Raw genomic sequence first — 1,318 nt, 5'->3', positions numbered from 1 at the left:
AAGCCGTAATACAGTAGGTCCGTCTCGTTATCTTGATATTTGGTCGAGAAGCGGAAGGCGAAATCGTCTGGTGCTCCGGTCGAAGCGATAACGCGACCGAATGACGAGTATTCATAGTGGGCGGCAATGGCCCCGGTTTCGTCGAGATACTCGCTGACATTGCCGTTGGCGTCGTAAGTCGGGTAGAAAACGTCTGAACTGGACTTATCCAAGACACTCAACAGTCCTCCTACTCCACCGGCTCCCTGCATCGACCCGCTCAGGTCTTGGCCCCAGAGATAGGTGGCCTGATGGCTGAGACCGGAAACCTGAGAGCTGAAAGTGGCGATTAGGTTCCAGCCGTCATAGATAAAACGCTCTTCGGAGACGGTTTGCATCGAGGCGAGGGGCACGTCGTATTCTTCGACGGTTTTCTCGACCCGGCGACCCTGATAGTCGTAGGTAAAGGTCAGGCGAACGGCACCGCTGCTGGGATTCATGATGTCGGCGTAATTACGGGCCTCGATCATTCTGTTTTCGCCGTTCCACTCAAAGTACCACCCCACTCCATCGTAGGTCATATTGCCGTCATCATCGTGAGTAGGGCCGGCGGACGGATTCGTGATCCCCGTATATTGATTCAGGCTATCGACCGTGTAAGAGCGCTGAGAAGCGGTCCCAAAGGTGGAGGTGAGGCGGTTGCCAATAAAGTCGTAGTCGAAAGCATCGGTCTCGGCGGCCACCGAAGCCCCCGGGCTATCCGGATCGGGGCCCAGATAGCGATCAGCGGCCGTTACCTGGCCACGGTCGTCATAGGTCCAGTCGTAAAGGGCAGCCTGGGCGAAGGCGGATCCCTCATCGACCCGGTCGGTCCGGCGCCCCAAGGCGTCGTAGCGGTAGGTGTATTGGGATACGGTCGAAACCGTTCCCACCGTTTCCTCGTTCTCCACGACGGTAAGCGCGTTGCGCCCGGGCTCGTAGGTGTAGCTCGCGGTGTGGGCCGGGCCTTCGGTCTCGGCGAGCATTCCCACGGTATTCGCGAGGTAGCCGTAGGTAAAGGTATCCGCGCCGTCGGTGACGGTCGAAAGGCGTCCTGCGTTATCATACGAATAACCCACGCTTAAATCCTGATCCGGATCGGCGGCGATGCCAAGAACAAATCCTCCGTTGCGCCCGGCTACCGTCGGCCAGCCAAGGATACGAGAAGGCCGTGGTGCGGGGGCGAGGCGGAGGTGCCGGGACGGCATAAGGGCGTCCGTGACGGTCTTGGAATCCTGGAAAGAGGAATTCGGATCGCAGGAAAACCATGAAACATTGGGCTGACCCCTTTTTGTCACCC

General features: G+C 58.5%; 1 protein-coding gene. It reads right to left on the bottom strand.

All coding sequences use genetic code 11. The annotated features are described in order from the left end of the window. Positions 1–1,226: RHS repeat-associated core domain-containing protein (locus H5P30_RS11410; RefSeq protein WP_221774348.1), on the bottom strand; the 1,226-nt coding region annotated here is incomplete at its 3' end. Between the last annotated feature and the right edge of the window lie 92 nt (positions 1,227–1,318).

The sequence above is a fragment of the Puniceicoccus vermicola genome (assembly GCF_014230055.1).
Lineage (GTDB): Bacteria > Verrucomicrobiota > Verrucomicrobiia > Opitutales > Puniceicoccaceae > Puniceicoccus > Puniceicoccus vermicola.
Note: the sequence above shows the minus strand (reverse complement) of the source record. Positions and strands in the feature narration are given on the sequence as shown.